We start from the raw sequence: 14,359 nt of genomic DNA, 5'->3' as shown, positions 1-14,359 counted from the left end.
TGATCGAGCGGCGTGGTGCACCGCAAAAACGATTTTAGCGGAAACCGCCGTCGATCACTAGGGAAAACCCGTATTCAATTCTGAAGAAGGTGACTAAAAACCTTGCGCCCTATTTTTAAAGCATTGATTTGTAATGAAAAATAAAATGAACGAGCGTTCGTGACGCGGTGTCGCGCGGCGGACACATACGTCGCGCATTGCTCAGTAGATTGTTGCTTTGCGTCAAGAATGCTCGGTCGAGCCCAAACCATGGTCGACCATACTGACCACCTGTTCGGCGAATTCGCTGTAACCCATGCGGCCGTCTGGCTTAAGCCAGGTGAAAGTCCAGTTGATCATGCCGAACACCATCATCGTGAGCGCGGTCTGGTTTTCGCGTGTGGCCCGGTCGGGATAAGCACGTGACAGTTGCCGCGCAAAAGCCGCGACCACGTCGCGCTGACGGTTCAGGACCACTTCGCGCTGGGCATCGACCAGGTATTTCACGTCGTTCAACAGCGCGACGTGCCGGCTGTGCGACGTTTCATACTCTGAAAGAAACGCGCGGATCAACTCGGCGAACGTCTCGCGTTCAGTGAGACCGCGCCTTTGGCTCGCGCCTTCCACCTCGGCGATGATGAGCATCAACCGCTTTGTGTACCTATCCAGCAGGTCGAACAGGATCGCTTCCTTGCTCGCGTAATAGTGATACAGACGGGCTTTCGACGTACCGCTAGCGGCCGCGAGGTCGGCCATCGACGTGCTGGGGTAACTGGTTTGCGCGAATTTTGCCGCAGCCAGTTCGAGAATCTGCTCGCGTTGGGTTTCGTGGTCGGGGGCTCGGGTACGGGCCATAGTCGTCTGTTTTATTAGTGTGGACAGGGGGTGAGCGCTGCGCTCAGTTCCAGTGTGCGCCAGGCGCTCGCGTCGCCGCGCAGCCTGATGCGGCGGATCGCGGCCAGTTCGCGCAAACGCCAGAGCACGATGCTGTCGCTGACCAGGAAGCACAGTTCGGCGCTCATCACGTCGGCGGCGACGCGCGACGCGGGCTGCCAGTCTTCGGTGATGCGGTCGAGAATCAGCGTGTCCAGTTCGGCGAAGGTGCCGCTTTTGAACGTGTTGTCGCGCCAGCGTCGCGTCTCGCCGTTCGCGTGTTTGACTTCCTGCCACTCCAGCGCGAGCCGGCTGATACGCAGCACCGAAATCGGCGCGGCTTCCGGCAGGCGGCCCAGCAACACGTCCGGCGCGAACATGCCGACGGAAGTCGCGCGGTCTTTGCGGCTATGCGCCCACGCGCCCGGATCGGTGAGATCGCGAATCGACAGACGCACTTCGTTCAGCCGCTGTGGACTATTGCGAAGGTGGTAGCAGACACGACGCAGCATCAACTGATCCGACGCGCTTTCGCCGTGCCAGACCACCAGATTGGCTTCGCCTCTGGCGATGCTCTCCAGCCCCGTGGTCTGTTCGCGGCACTCGCGCAGGAAATCGCGCCGGTTGTCCGCGCTGACGCGATCCCAGAAGTTCGCGCGCAGTTCCGCCATGTCGTCGATGCCGCGTAGCGGTCCGACTGCCAGATCGTCGCGCAGCGCGTGCACGCGGTCGTCGCGGCCCGCTTCGTGGAGCGCGGCGCGCAGTGACTCGGCGGCGACATCGCCATTGGTGAGGTGGATCGTGCTCATTGGCAGTGGCTGGGCGTGGCAGTAACAAAAGGGGCCGCCCGTCGGCCGGAACAGGTGTCCGGACGCGGGCGGCCCCTAGTGTAAGCGGATCGCCGAACGGCTGAAAGCGCCGTGGATGTCGCACCACGCGCGCTCACGACACGCGCTTCAACGTTCGTCGTAGCTCACCACCACGCGGTCGCTGATCGGATGGCACTGGCAGGTCAGCACGAAACCGTCGCGAATTTCGTGTTCCTCCAGCGTGTAGTTCTTTTCCATCTTCACTTCGCCTTCGAGCACTTTCGCGCGGCACGTGCAGCAAACGCCGCCCTTGCACGCATAGGGCAGCGCAAGACCTGCGCGTAGACCCACATCGAGCACGCTCACGCCCTGATACGGCAGGCGCAGCTTGCGGCGTTTACCGTCGAGCACGATTTCGAGATCGGCGGCGGGCGTGTTTTCGGTGATCTCGACCGGCGGCACGCCTGCTTGCGGCAGCGGCGAACCGAAGCGCTCCACGTGGACCTTTTCGGTCGGCACGCCAGCCGCTTTCAGTGCGGCTTCGGCGGCGTCCATCATCGGACCGGGGCCGCAGATGAACGCTTCGTCGATCGCATCGGCCGGCAGCAGGTTTTCGATGAAGGCTGCGCACTTTTCCTGATCGAGCACGCCGTTGAACAACTCGACGTCCTGCAGATCGTCGGACAGCACGTGGTACAGCACGAACCGGTTCATGAAGCGGTTCTTCAGATCTTCGAGTTCTTCCGCGAACATGATCTGGTCGACGCTGCGGTTGCCGTACACCAGCGTGAAGGTGCTGCGCGGCTCGACTTCGAGCGTGGTCTTGATGATCGCCAGTACCGGCGTGATGCCCGAGCCGCCCGAAAACGCGAGGTATTGCTGGCCCTGGTCCGCGTTCAGGTGCGTGAAGAAACGGCCGTCCGGCGTCATCACGTCGATGGTGTGGCCCGGTTGCAGCGTGTCGAACGCGAAATTCGAGAAACGCCCGCCGCGCACACGTTTGATACCGATGCGCAACTCGCCGTCGCGATCGTAATCGGTGACGCCGACGCAGATCGAATACGAGCGCCGCGTTTCCTCACCGTCGATATGAGTTTTCAGCGTGACGAACTGGCCCTGCGTGAAGCGATAGTGATCGCGCAGTTCGACGGGGACTTCGAAGGCAACCGAAACGGCGTCGACGGTTTCGGGCCGAACTTCACGAATGCGCAGCGGATGAAATTGCGGAGTGGCCATATCAGTATGGTTTGAAGTAGTCGAAGGGTTCGCGGCAGTCGACGCAGCGGTACAAGGCTTTGCAGGCAGTCGAGCCGAATTGCGCGAGACGCTCGGTGTGCGCCGAGCCGCAACGCGGACACGAAGGCGCGGGCAACGAGCGCGGCACGAAGCGCACCACTTTTTCCTGCGACGGCGCGGCCGAACCGCAGTTGCCCGTGGGCGGCGCGATGCCGTAGTTGCGCAGTTTTTCGCGGGCGTCGGCCGTCATCCAGTCGGTGGTCCAGGCGGGCGCGAGCACCGTAGCGATCCGGTAGGGCGTGAGTTCCGCGGCGTCGAGCGCATGGCCGACGTCCTCGGCAATTTGCGACATCGCCGGGCAGCCGGAATAGGTCGGCGTGATGACGACTTCGAGCGTGCCGTCGGCATCACGGCGCACGTCGCGCAGAATGCCGAGTTCGCGAATCGATACCACCGGGATTTCCGGGTCCGGCACCGCTTCGAGTACGGTCCACGCACGTTGGAGCGTGGCGTCGGCTGTCTGGGGGACTGTCGAAGTCGTCGTCATGTTCGGGTCGCCGTTGATTACCAGGTCGCGCCGGGATGCTGGCGCGCGAGGCTCTGCATTTCAGCGAGTACGAAGCCCATATGCTCGGAATGCTCGCCGTGCTTGCCGGTCGTGATGTGCTTGACCGCTTCGGGCAGCGTCAACGTGGCTTCGTCGAGCGTGGCGCGGATGTCGTCGAGCCAGGCTGCTTCGAGGTCCGACGTTTTCGGGCCGATACCTGCCGCGGCGACCGTATCTTCCACCGCGTCGGCGCTGAAAAACTCGCGCGTGTACGGCAGCAGATAATCCAGCGCGGCCTGGGCGCGGCGGTGCGATTCGTCGGTGCCGTCGCCGAAACGGATCAGCCACTCGCTCGCGTGATGCACGTGGTAGCTGGTTTCCTTGATCGACTTCGACGCGATAGCCGCGAGTTGCTCGTCAGCGGAAGTGGTCAACGCGGTCCACACATGCGCCATCAGCGTCGAATACAGAAAATTGCGCACGATCGTGACCGCGTAATCCTTCTCGGCCTGCGCCGTGCCGGAGAGCGGGCCGAAATGCGGCAACTCGGCCAGCGTGTAGTTGGCGAATTCGCGCTCGGCGCGGAAGTACGCGTAATCGTCTTCCGTACGCGTGTTGCCGGTGAGCTGCTGTTCGAGCGTGGCGGCGTGCGTGTACAGCAGACGCGCCTGGCCGATCAGATCCAGGCTCATGTTCGACAGCGCGATATCTTCTTCGAGGATCGGGCCGTGGCCGCACCACTCGGTATTGCGCTGACCGAGGATCAGCGCGGTATCCGCGAGGCGCAGTACGTATTGGAGATGTTGGGGCGTCGTGTTCATGGCCGCGCTTACATGTGGTTGACTTCGTCGGGGAGCGTGTAGAACGTCGGATGGCGGTAAATCTTGTCGCCGGCCGGTTCGAACAGCTCCGCCTTGTCTTCCGGCGCCGACGCCGTGATCGCCGATGACGGCACCACCCAGATGCTCACGCCTTCCTGGCGGCGCGTGTAGACGTCGCGGGCCATGCGCAGCGCCATCGGCGCGTCGGCGGCGTGCAAACTGCCGCAATGTTTATGGTCGAGTCCCTGCTTGCTGCGCACGAAGACTTCCCAGATCGGCCATTCCTTGTTCATGCTCATCTCCTGATTCTTTGTCCGGCGTGACGCTTGAGTTAAGCGGCGTGCTGTTGTGCGCGCTGGCGCTGTTTTTCGGCGTGGGCGAGGGCGGCTTCGCGGACCCACGCGCCTTCGTTATGGGCTTTGACGCGGGTGGCGAGGCGCTCGCGGTTGCACGGGCCGTCGCCGTTGACGACGCGCCAGAATTCTTCCCAGTCGATGTCGCCGTAATCGTGATGGCCGCGCGCTTCGTTCCATTTCAGGTCCGGGTCGGGCAGCGTGACGCCGAGCACCTTGGCCTGATCGACGGTGGCGTCGACGAATTTCTGGCGCAGATCGTCGTTCGAAATACGCTTGATGCCCCATTTCGACGACTGATTGCTGTGGATCGAATCTTTATCGCTCGGGCCGAACATCATCAGCACCGGCCACCACCAGCGGTTCACCGCCTGCTGCACCAGTTCGCGCTGGGCTTCGGTACCGGACATCATCGACATCAGCGCGTCGAAACCCTGGCGCTGATGGAACGACTCTTCCTTACAGATGCGGATCATGGCGCGCGCGTACGGGCCGTACGTGCAACGGCACAGCGGAATCTGGTTCATGATCGCCGCGCCGTCGACCAGCCAGCCAATCACGCCGACATCGGCCCACGTGGGCGTCGGGTAATTGAAGATGCTCGAATATTTGGCCTTGCCCGAATGCAGCGCGGCGATCAGCTGATCGCGCGATACGCCGAGCGTTTCGGCCGCGCTATATAGATAGAGGCCGTGACCGGCTTCGTCCTGCACTTTGGCGAGCAGGATCGCCTTGCGCTTCAGGCTCGGCGCGCGGCTGATCCAGTTGCCTTCCGGCAGCATGCCGACAATCTCGGAATGCGCGTGTTGCGAAATTTGCCGCACCAGCGTCTTGCGGTACGCGTCGGGCATCCAGTCCTGCGCTTCGATCTTGCCGTCGGCGGCCATGACCGCGTCGAATTGAACCTGCTCGGGCGAACTCGCACCGGCTTCGAGCGATGCGACGTTGCCGGGAATATCCAGGGATTGCGTGTACATGGGGACGCTCTCTGCGGAAGTTGTCTGTGTCGGCACAGTATAAGCCAACCGACCGGTCGGTTAATAAATTTTTTATGGTCGGTGCAGGAGGTCGATAGAGGTGCGCCCAGTTTCGTTGTGGAGGCGTTTCGTCAGCGTCGCCGCCCCGCGCCCACACTTAACCTATAAAATTGCGAATTGGCCGCGATTTGCGGCCCACCTGCATCCCCGGTATCTCATGTTACGTCTAAGCGAAATCAAACTTCCCCTCGATCATCCCGAAAGCGCTCTGGAGGCGGCCGTCCGCGCCCGTCTCGCGGAACTCGGCGTCGGTGAAGAAGGGCTCATCCGCTACACCGTGTTTCGCCGTGCGCACGACGCCCGCAAACGCGCCGACATCAAGCTCACGTACATCGTCGATGTCGAGGTAACGGATGAAGCGGCCGCGCTGAAGCGGCTCGCCGACGTGCCGCACTGCGGCGTGACGCCGGATATGGCGTACAAGTTTGTCGCGAAGGCGACGGCGCAGTTGACCACGCTGCGCCCGGTGGTGATCGGCATGGGGCCGTGCGGGCTGTTCGCCGGGCTGATCCTCGCGCAGATGGGCTTCCGGCCGATCATTCTCGAGCGCGGCAAGGCCGTGCGCGAGCGGACCAAGGACACGTTCGGGTTGTGGCGCAAGTCGGTGCTCAATCCCGAGTCGAACGTGCAGTTCGGCGAAGGCGGCGCGGGTACGTTCTCGGACGGCAAGCTTTATAGCCAGATCAAGGACCCAAAGCACTACGGCCGTAAAGTGCTCGAGGAGTTCGTCCGGGCCGGTGCGCCGGAAGACATTCTGTTTCTGAGCCGGCCGCATATCGGCACGTTCCGCCTGGTCAGCATGGTCGAAAAGATGCGCGCGACCATTCACGAACTGGGCGGCGAAGTGCGCTTTGAAACCCGCGTCGACGATATCGAGATCGATGACGGCAAGGTGCGCGGCCTGAAACTGTCGACGGGCGAGACGCTTCGCTGCGATCACGTCGTACTGGCGGTCGGTCACAGCGCACGCGACACCTTTCAGGTGCTGAGCGACCGGGGCGTCTATATCGAAGCGAAGCCGTTTTCGCTCGGTTTCCGGATCGAGCATCCGCAGGGTTTGATCGATCGCAGCCGATTCGGAAAATTCGCCGGTCACAAACAGCTTGGCGCCGCCGACTATAAGGTGGTGCATCACTGCAGCAATGGGCGCGCGGTGTATAGCTTCTGCATGTGCCCGGGCGGCACGGTGGTCGCGGCCACGTCCGAACCGGGCCGGGTTGTCACCAACGGCATGAGCCAGTATTCGCGGGCCGAGCGCAATGCGAACGCCGGTATCGTCGTCGGCATCACGCCGGACGATTACCCTGGCGGCCCGCTCGCCGGTATCGCGTTCCAGCGTAAGTGGGAAGAGCGCGCGTTCGAGTTGGGCGGCGGCAACTATATGGCGCCGGGCCAGCTGGTTGGCGATTTCATTGCGGGTCGGCCGTCTACGTCGCTCGGGTCTGTCGTGCCGTCGTACAAACCAGGCGTGCATCCCACTGACCTCAGCACTGCGCTGCCCGATTACGTGATCGAGGCCATTCGCGAAGCGCTGCCGCAGATGGACAAGAAGATCGCCGGTTTCGCCATGCACGACGCGGTGTTGACAGGCGTGGAGACGAGAACGTCGTCGCCGATTCGTGTGCGTCGCCGGGACGACTATCAGAGCATGAATGTAGAGGGGCTTTATCCGGCGGGCGAAGGTGCCGGGTATGCGGGCGGGATTTATTCGGCTGCCATCGACGGGATCGAGGTTGCCGAAGCGCTCGCGTTGAACATGACGGGGACGCGGTCGGCGTAAGCTGGGCGGGGCGGCGTGCGTGAGCAGCCGCCCGCGATCGTTGGTGTGATCGGGCACAATGCACGCTTGGCCTGAACCCTCCACCGACGATCCGAATGACCATTCGCACCTTGGCTGCCGCATGCGGCGCGGCGCTGCTAGCGCAATTTGCCGTTTCTCCCACCGTTTTCGCCGCCGATGCCCCCGCGCATTGGGTCGCCGCCTGGGCGACGGCGCTGCAACCCATTCCGCAGCGGGCTGAGCTTCCGGCGTTGTACCGCGCACCTGAAGTGGCCGGACGCACCGTTCGCCAGATTATTTACCCGACGCTGTCGGGCAACTCCGCAAGAATCCACTTGAGTAACGAATACGGCACGAAGCCGCTCGTGATCGACGACCTGCGCATCGCGCGGTCGGCGGGCGGCGCGGCGGCTACCGGAAAAGATTCGGCGCGCGTGACTTTTGGCGGCAAGGGCGGGGTGAGCATTCCGGCCGGAGGGGAGCTGGACAGCGATCCCGTTGCTTTCGAGATCAAGGAAGGCGAGCCCTACGCGATTAGTGCGTTCATGGGGCCGGAACAACGGATTGCCGCGTGGCATCGCGTGTCGAGCCAGGTCAATTACATTTCCGCACCGGGTAACCACGCGGCGGACGCATCGGCCGACGCATTTCGCGGACGCTTTACTCAGTATGTGTGGGTGACGGGGCTGTCGGTCGATGCGACGCCGTCGACGTCCGCGGTCGCCGCAATCGGCGACTCGATCACCGACGGCATGCGCTCCAGCCTGAACCAGAATCGCCGCTGGCCTGACGCGTTGGCTCGCCGGCTAGCCGAAACGGGCGACCACTCGACTGCGGTGGTCAATCTCGGCATCAGCGGAAACCGGCTGTTGAGCGACTCCGCCTGTTATGGCGACGCGCTTGCGCGGCGATTCGACCGCGACGTCTTGCATCGGCCTGGCGTCAAGACGGCGATTCTGCTGATCGGTATCAACGACATCAATTTCGCGACGATGCCGCCCCGCAGCGGACTCGATTGCGACTCTCCGCATACCTCGGTGACGGCGGCGGATCTGATCGCCGGCTATCAGCGGATCATTGCCGCCGCGCGGCATGGCGGCGTCAAGGTCTTCGGCGCAACGTTGACGCCGGCGTCGCTGCCGGCGGAGCGGGAAAGCATTCGCGTTGCCGTCAACCAGTGGATTCGTACCAGCCATGCATTTGACGGCGTGGTCGATTTCGACGCCGCGCTACGTGACCGGGCGCAGCCCGACCGTTTGCAACGGGTTTTTGACAGTGGCGACCACATTCACCCGAGCGATGCCGGCTACACGGCCATGGGCGAAGCGGTACCGGTAGATGCGTTGACGAGTTCGCCCCGAAAGTGAGTCGTCAAAAAAGATTCGGCTAAACCCTTGTCACGAGGCGCAGGTTCACCTAAGATTCGCCTCCTCGTTTGCGAACGAGGGCCGCAGTAGAAACCAGCGGCCGTGACGTGAACAGATTTTTAAGCGAAAGCAAAAAATACTGTTGACGAAACGAAAAAGAGCCTTCATAATCTCGTTTCTCTGCTGCAGACGCAGCGACGCAGAACGAAGCGGTGCCGGGTGGTTGAAGTGGGCGCAGTTTTGTGAGCGGATCGATCTTTAAAAATTAACAGCCGATAAGTGTGGGCGCTTGATACGCGATGCGAGTGGATCCTTCGGGGTCTGCTGCAAAGCAAAAGCATCAAGTCTCACACAGTAATGAAAGGAAGGTTTTTCTGTCCTCGGACAGATGAATCATTCGTCAGTACGTTGAGTGAGCGACCGGTTCTTAACGGAACCGAAAAACAGTAACAGGTTTGAACTGAAGAGTTTGATCCTGGCTCAGATTGAACGCTGGCGGCATGCCTTACACATGCAAGTCGAACGGCAGCACGGGGGCAACCCTGGTGGCGAGTGGCGAACGGGTGAGTAATACATCGGAACGTGTCCTGTAGTGGGGGATAGCCCGGCGAAAGCCGGATTAATACCGCATACGCTCTACGGAGGAAAGGGGGGGATCTTAGGACCTCTCGCTACAGGGGCGGCCGATGGCAGATTAGCTAGTTGGTGGGGTAAAGGCCTACCAAGGCGACGATCTGTAGCTGGTCTGAGAGGACGACCAGCCACACTGGGACTGAGACACGGCCCAGACTCCTACGGGAGGCAGCAGTGGGGAATTTTGGACAATGGGCGCAAGCCTGATCCAGCAATGCCGCGTGTGTGAAGAAGGCCTTCGGGTTGTAAAGCACTTTTGTCCGGAAAGAAAACTTCCTGGTTAATACCCGGGGAGGATGACGGTACCGGAAGAATAAGCACCGGCTAACTACGTGCCAGCAGCCGCGGTAATACGTAGGGTGCAAGCGTTAATCGGAATTACTGGGCGTAAAGCGTGCGCAGGCGGTTCGCTAAGACAGATGTGAAATCCCCGGGCTTAACCTGGGAACTGCATTTGTGACTGGCGGGCTAGAGTATGGCAGAGGGGGGTAGAATTCCACGTGTAGCAGTGAAATGCGTAGAGATGTGGAGGAATACCGATGGCGAAGGCAGCCCCCTGGGCCAATACTGACGCTCATGCACGAAAGCGTGGGGAGCAAACAGGATTAGATACCCTGGTAGTCCACGCCCTAAACGATGTCAACTAGTTGTCGGGTCTTCATTGACTTGGTAACGTAGCTAACGCGTGAAGTTGACCGCCTGGGGAGTACGGTCGCAAGATTAAAACTCAAAGGAATTGACGGGGACCCGCACAAGCGGTGGATGATGTGGATTAATTCGATGCAACGCGAAAAACCTTACCTACCCTTGACATGTATGGAATCCTGCTGAGAGGTGGGAGTGCCCGAAAGGGAGCCATAACACAGGTGCTGCATGGCTGTCGTCAGCTCGTGTCGTGAGATGTTGGGTTAAGTCCCGCAACGAGCGCAACCCTTGTCCCTAGTTGCTACGCAAGAGCACTCTAGGGAGACTGCCGGTGACAAACCGGAGGAAGGTGGGGATGACGTCAAGTCCTCATGGCCCTTATGGGTAGGGCTTCACACGTCATACAATGGTCGGAACAGAGGGTCGCCAACCCGCGAGGGGGAGCCAATCCCAGAAAACCGATCGTAGTCCGGATCGCACTCTGCAACTCGAGTGCGTGAAGCTGGAATCGCTAGTAATCGCGGATCAGCATGCCGCGGTGAATACGTTCCCGGGTCTTGTACACACCGCCCGTCACACCATGGGAGTGGGTTTCACCAGAAGTAGGTAGCCTAACCGCAAGGAGGGCGCTTACCACGGTGGGATTCATGACTGGGGTGAAGTCGTAACAAGGTAGCCGTATCGGAAGGTGCGGCTGGATCACCTCCTTTCTCGAGCTAACGCATCAAGTGTTGAGCGCTCACGCTTATCGGCTGTAAATCAAGACAGACTCAGGGGTCTGTAGCTCAGTCGGTTAGAGCACCGTCTTGATAAGGCGGGGGTCGATGGTTCGAATCCATCCAGACCCACCACTGTTTCTGCGGTGGCTGCACTAATCGATAAAAAACCTCTGTGATATCTGTATGACTGGGGGATTAGCTCAGCTGGGAGAGCACCTGCTTTGCAAGCAGGGGGTCGTCGGTTCGATCCCGTCATCCTCCACCAATCTTCAATGCCTAGTGTTCTGTGAGTGCACAGAATGTTATGCATTGGCGATTGAGCCAGTCAGTAGGGATACGCGGTTATAGCAATCGCGATATCGGCTGTCGTTCTTTAACAATCAGGAAGAAGTAGTAAAGAGATTCACGAAAGCATACTTAGAGATGGGTGTGTGAGTAGGTGGATCAGGGTTGTGATTGTATCAATGTATGAAAAGGTGATCGAAAGATTGCTTTGGAATACGGCGCAACACGAATACTCAACCTGTAGCGAGTGTGAGAAAACGCGGTCTTCCCAGTGAAGACGGCGGGAGACACACCCGTTATAGGGTCAAGCGAACAAGTGCATGTGGTGGATGCCTTGGCGATCACAGGCGATGAAGGACGCGGTAGCCTGCGAAAAGCGGGGGGGAGCTGGCAAACGAGCTTTGATCCCCCGATATCCGAATGGGGAAACCCACTCCTTATGGAGTATCCATGACTGAATACATAGGTCATGAGAAGCGAACGCGGTGAACTGAAACATCTAAGTAACCGCAGGAAAAGAAATCAACCGAGATTCCCAGAGTAGTGGCGAGCGAAATGGGACCAGCCTGTACTCTTTATCTGTAGTGTTAGTCGAAAGCTCTGGAAAGTGCTGCCATAGCAGGTGATAGCCCTGTAGACGAAAACATTATGGAAGAACTAGGTGTACGACAAGTAGGGCGGGACACGTGAAATCCTGTCTGAAGATGGGGGGACCATCCTCCAAGGCTAAATACTCGTGATCGACCGATAGTGAACCAGTACCGTGAGGGAAAGGCGAAAAGAACCCCGGGAGGGGAGTGAAATAGATCCTGAAACCGCATGCATACAAACAGTAGGAGCCTCGCAAGGGGTGACTGCGTACCTTTTGTATAATGGGTCAGCGACTTACATTCAGTGGCAAGCTTAACCGATTAGGGCAGGCGTAGCGAAAGCGAGTCCGAACAGGGCGATTCAGTCGCTGGGTGTAGACCCGAAACCAGGTGATCTATCCATGGCCAGGATGAAGGTGCGGTAACACGTACTGGAGGTCCGAACCCACTAACGTTGAAAAGTTAGGGGATGAGCTGTGGATAGGGGTGAAAGGCTAAACAAACCTGGAAATAGCTGGTTCTCTCCGAAAACTATTTAGGTAGTGCCTCGTGTATCACCTTCGGGGGTAGAGCACTGTCATGGTTGTGGGGTCCATTGCGGATTACTACGCCATAGCAAACTCCGAATACCGAAGAGTGCAATCACGGGAGACAGACATCGGGTGCTAACGTCCGGTGTCAAGAGGGAAACAACCCAGACCGCCAGCTAAGGTCCCCAAATATTGCTAAGTGGGAAACGAAGTGGGAAGGCTAAAACAGTCAGGAGGTTGGCTTAGAAGCAGCCATCCTTTAAAGAAAGCGTAATAGCTCACTGATCGAGTCGTCCTGCGCGGAAGATGTAACGGGGCTAAGCAATATACCGAAGCTGCGGATGCACATTTATGTGCATGGTAGGAGAGCGTTCCGTAAGCCTGCGAAGGTGCATTGAAAAGTGTGCTGGAGGTATCGGAAGTGCGAATGCTGACATGAGTAGCGATAAAGGGGGTGAAAAGCCCCCTCGCCGTAAGCCCAAGGTTTCCTACGCAACGTTCATCGGCGTAGGGTGAGTCGGCCCCTAAGGCGAGGCAGAAATGCGTAGCTGATGGGAAGCAGGTTAATATTCCTGCACCATTGTTAAATGCGATGGGGGGACGGATCGCGGAAGGTTGTCCGGGTGTTGGAAGTCCCGGTCCTTGCATTGGAGAAGGCGCTTAGGCAAATCCGGGCGCGGAATTCAAGGGTGTGAGGCCATTCACTTAGGTGAAGAAGCAATCGGAAGTGGTTCCAAGAAAAGCCTCTAAGCTTCAGTTTAACAAGACCGTACCGCAAACCGACACAGGTGGGCGAGATGAGTATTCTAAGGCGCTTGAGAGAACTCGGGAGAAGGAACTCGGCAAATTGGTACCGTAACTTCGGGATAAGGTACGCCCCTGTAGCTTGATGCCCCTGCGGGCAAAGGGTGAAGGGGTTGCAATAAACTGGTGGCTGCGACTGTTTAATAAAAACACAGCACTCTGCAAACACGAAAGTGGACGTATAGGGTGTGACGCCTGCCCGGTGCCGGAAGATTAAATGATGGGGTGCAAGCTCTTGATTGAAGTCCCGGTAAACGGCGGCCGTAACTATAACGGTCCTAAGGTAGCGAAATTCCTTGTCGGGTAAGTTCCGACCTGCACGAATGGCGTAACGATGGCCACACTGTCTCCTCCCGAGACTCAGCGAAGTTGAAGTGTTTGTGATGATGCAATCTCCCCGCGGCTAGACGGAAAGACCCCATGAACCTTTACTGTAGCTTTGCATTGGACTTTGAACCGATCTGTGTAGGATAGGTGGGAGGCTATGAAGCGTGGACGCCAGTCTGCGTGGAGCCAACCTTGAAATACCACCCTGGTTTGTTTGAGGTTCTAACCTTGACCCGTTATCCGGGTCGGGGACAGTGCATGGTAGGCAGTTTGACTGGGGCGGTCTCCTCCCAAAGTGTAACGGAGGAGTACGAAGGTACGCTAGGTACGGTCGGAAATCGTGCTGATAGTGCAATGGCATAAGCGTGCTTAACTGCGAGACCGACAAGTCGAGCAGGTGCGAAAGCAGGTCATAGTGATCCGGTGGTTCTGTATGGAAGGGCCATCGCTCAACGGATAAAAGGTACTCTGGGGATAACAGGCTGATACCGCCCAAGAGTTCATATCGACGGCGGTGTTTGGCACCTCGATGTCGGCTCATCTCATCCTGGGGCTGTAGCCGGTCCCAAGGGTATGGCTGTTCGCCATTTAAAGAGGTACGTGAGCTGGGTTTAAAACGTCGTGAGACAGTTTGGTCCCTATCTGCCGTGGGCGCTGGATATTTGAAGGGGGCTGCTCCTAGTACGAGAGGACCGGAGTGGACGAACCTCTGGTGTACCGGTTGTCACGCCAGTGGCATCGCCGGGTAGCTATGTTCGGAAGAGATAACCGCTGAAAGCATCTAAGCGGGAAACTCGCCTTAAGATGAGATATCCCCGGGGCTTTAAGCCCCTTGAAGGGTCGTTCAAGACCAGGACGTTGATAGGTCAGGTGTGGAAGCGCAGTAATGCGTTAAGCTAACTGATACTAATTGCCCGTAAGGCTTGATCCTATAACAGGTGTGTCTTGCTCCCGCAAAGGGACACGAGACGCACGGTTGAGATCAGTGTTGTGCCAGAAACAGCACAACCCCAAAAGCTTCTCT

9 protein-coding genes, 2 tRNA genes and 2 rRNA genes are annotated in these 14,359 nt (G+C 59.0%); 6 read left to right on the top strand and 7 right to left on the bottom strand.

Annotation, left to right across the window (positions count from 1 at the left end; all coding sequences use genetic code 11):
• Positions 1-222: 222 nt before the first annotated feature.
• The 7 genes from BLS41_RS00140 to paaA form a co-directional block, all read right to left on the bottom strand.
• A complete protein-coding gene (locus BLS41_RS00140) occupies positions 223-834 on the bottom strand; it encodes a TetR/AcrR family transcriptional regulator (protein ID WP_074762383.1) in 612 nt (203 codons plus the stop codon).
• Between the two features lie 14 nt (positions 835-848).
• On the bottom strand, positions 849-1,661 hold the full coding sequence (locus BLS41_RS00135; protein WP_074762382.1) for a DUF1835 domain-containing protein: 813 nt from the start codon (positions 1,659-1,661) through the stop codon (positions 849-851).
• Positions 1,662-1,808: 147 nt separating this feature from the next.
• Positions 1,809-2,897 carry a 1,2-phenylacetyl-CoA epoxidase subunit PaaE gene (gene paaE, locus BLS41_RS00130; RefSeq protein WP_074762381.1) on the bottom strand — a complete coding sequence of 363 codons (1,089 nt, stop codon included), beginning with the start codon at positions 2,895-2,897 and terminating at the stop codon, positions 1,809-1,811.
• Between the two features lies 1 nt (position 2,898).
• Entirely contained in the window at positions 2,899-3,444 is a 546-nt protein-coding gene (gene paaD, locus BLS41_RS00125) for a 1,2-phenylacetyl-CoA epoxidase subunit PaaD (protein WP_074762380.1), read from the bottom strand.
• Positions 3,445-3,461: 17 nt separating this feature from the next.
• On the bottom strand, positions 3,462-4,265 hold the full coding sequence (paaC, locus tag BLS41_RS00120; RefSeq protein WP_074762379.1) for a 1,2-phenylacetyl-CoA epoxidase subunit PaaC: 804 nt from the start codon (positions 4,263-4,265) through the stop codon (positions 3,462-3,464).
• Positions 4,266-4,273: 8 nt separating this feature from the next.
• Complete coding sequence (paaB, locus tag BLS41_RS00115; protein WP_007179854.1) at positions 4,274-4,558, bottom strand: 1,2-phenylacetyl-CoA epoxidase subunit PaaB; 285 nt, start codon at positions 4,556-4,558, stop codon at positions 4,274-4,276.
• A gap of 38 nt (positions 4,559-4,596) precedes the next feature.
• The gene (paaA, locus tag BLS41_RS00110) at positions 4,597-5,595 is read right to left on the bottom strand and encodes a 1,2-phenylacetyl-CoA epoxidase subunit PaaA (protein ID WP_074762378.1); all 999 of its coding nucleotides are present in this window, start codon (positions 5,593-5,595) and stop codon (positions 4,597-4,599) included.
• A gap of 217 nt (positions 5,596-5,812) precedes the next feature.
• Here paaA and BLS41_RS00105 point away from each other — a divergent pair, with 217 nt between their 5' ends.
• The 6 genes from BLS41_RS00105 (at position 5,813) to BLS41_RS00080 (ending at position 14,266) form a co-directional block, all read left to right on the top strand.
• On the top strand, positions 5,813-7,435 hold the full coding sequence (locus BLS41_RS00105) for an NAD(P)/FAD-dependent oxidoreductase (RefSeq protein ID WP_074762377.1): 1,623 nt from the start codon (positions 5,813-5,815) through the stop codon (positions 7,433-7,435).
• Positions 7,436-7,530: 95 nt separating this feature from the next.
• On the top strand, positions 7,531-8,802 hold the full coding sequence (locus BLS41_RS00100) for an SGNH/GDSL hydrolase family protein (protein WP_074762376.1): 1,272 nt from the start codon (positions 7,531-7,533) through the stop codon (positions 8,800-8,802).
• 457 nt (positions 8,803-9,259) lie between these two features.
• Positions 9,260-10,790, top strand: a 16S ribosomal RNA gene (locus tag BLS41_RS00095).
• Between the two features lie 64 nt (positions 10,791-10,854).
• Positions 10,855-10,931, top strand: a tRNA-Ile gene (locus BLS41_RS00090).
• A gap of 57 nt (positions 10,932-10,988) precedes the next feature.
• Positions 10,989-11,064: transfer RNA gene (locus BLS41_RS00085), tRNA-Ala, on the top strand.
• 322 nt (positions 11,065-11,386) lie between these two features.
• A 23S ribosomal RNA gene (locus tag BLS41_RS00080) occupies positions 11,387-14,266 on the top strand.
• The 16S and 23S rRNA genes sit together here with 2 tRNA genes alongside, the layout of an rRNA operon.
• The last annotated feature ends 93 nt before the right edge of the window (positions 14,267-14,359 follow it).

This window comes from Paraburkholderia fungorum (assembly GCF_900099835.1).
Taxonomy (GTDB): Bacteria; Pseudomonadota; Gammaproteobacteria; order Burkholderiales; family Burkholderiaceae; genus Paraburkholderia; species Paraburkholderia fungorum_A.
Note: the sequence above shows the minus strand (reverse complement) of the source record. Positions and strands in the feature narration are given on the sequence as shown.

Coding starts and splice junctions, on each gene's coding strand:
- BLS41_RS00140 (WP_074762383.1), bottom strand. CDS start 834: ATGGCCCGTACCCGAGCCCCCGACCACGAAACCCAACGCGAGCAGATT.
- BLS41_RS00135 (WP_074762382.1), bottom strand. CDS start 1,661: ATGAGCACGATCCACCTCACCAATGGCGATGTCGCCGCCGAGTCACTG.
- paaE (WP_074762381.1), bottom strand. CDS start 2,897: ATGGCCACTCCGCAATTTCATCCGCTGCGCATTCGTGAAGTTCGGCCC.
- paaD (WP_074762380.1), bottom strand. CDS start 3,444: ATGACGACGACTTCGACAGTCCCCCAGACAGCCGACGCCACGCTCCAA.
- paaC (WP_074762379.1), bottom strand. CDS start 4,265: ATGAACACGACGCCCCAACATCTCCAATACGTACTGCGCCTCGCGGAT.
- paaB (WP_007179854.1), bottom strand. CDS start 4,558: ATGAACAAGGAATGGCCGATCTGGGAAGTCTTCGTGCGCAGCAAGCAG.
- paaA (WP_074762378.1), bottom strand. CDS start 5,595: ATGTACACGCAATCCCTGGATATTCCCGGCAACGTCGCATCGCTCGAA.
- BLS41_RS00105 (WP_074762377.1), top strand. CDS start 5,813: ATGTTACGTCTAAGCGAAATCAAACTTCCCCTCGATCATCCCGAAAGC.
- BLS41_RS00100 (WP_074762376.1), top strand. CDS start 7,531: ATGACCATTCGCACCTTGGCTGCCGCATGCGGCGCGGCGCTGCTAGCG.